The following is an 827-nucleotide window of genomic DNA, read 5'->3' as shown; positions in this document are numbered from 1 at the left end:
TCCTGAAGCATCTCTGCCATGATATTCTGCTGTTCCTCTATCTGTGTAATCATTGCTTCCATCATGGGAATTACTTCTTTGCTTTCTTCTAATGTCATTCAACCACTCCTTCCATATTGACAATGCACCGGATACCTTACCAAAGGTTGTGATTACCTTTTGCAGTAGTGCATTTTGTTTTTTAATCATCTGGTTTTCCTCTACCTTCCATGAACCATTCCATATCTGTCCGGTGAGATATTTTTCCTCAATCTTTCTTGCATCCGCACCCTCATGAATCGTAGGGATTTTTAATTTGCCCTGTCTTTCATAAGAGCGGTGGTCAATCTGATTGTCTATGGATAAATGCCGGTTACACATCCCAGCCCATTCGCTTCGCCATAACTCACAATTCTTTGGATTATTCCAGCCGGTAGCATCGGTCAGAACCCGTTTCCATTGTTTTCGGTTTCTTGCACCGACTTTCTGTACTCCGTTTTCATCAAGTACCGGAATGCGGATTCCATGCCGATCAGGATTTTTCTTATCCTGCCACCAGTCCGGGTGGGATTCATCAACCACGATATTTCCGTCAGTATCTCTGACAAAATCCCAGTCCTTGACTTCTTTGCTGCCCCATGAATGATCCAGATTGAATGGTCGCATGGTTACAAGTAAATGCACATGTGGGTTCCCGTCGCCCTTATCGTGTATGCTCCAGTCGACACACATTCCCTTATCCACGAAAGTCTTTTGAATATATTCGGTTGTATAATCAATCTGTTCCTGTCTGCTCCATTCTTTCGGCAGGGAAAATTCAAATGAGCGTCCAAGCTGTGCATCTGCAT

General features: G+C 43.7%; 1 protein-coding gene. It reads right to left on the bottom strand.

The genetic code is table 11. The features are described from left to right. On the bottom strand, positions 1-827 hold an 827-nt coding region (locus DW981_RS14765; RefSeq protein WP_182434319.1), incomplete at both ends, for a MobA/MobL family protein.

The sequence above is a fragment of the Clostridium sp. AM49-4BH genome (assembly GCF_003478335.1).
GTDB lineage: Bacteria > Bacillota > Clostridia > Lachnospirales > Lachnospiraceae > Butyribacter.
Note: the sequence above shows the minus strand (reverse complement) of the source record. Positions and strands in the feature narration are given on the sequence as shown.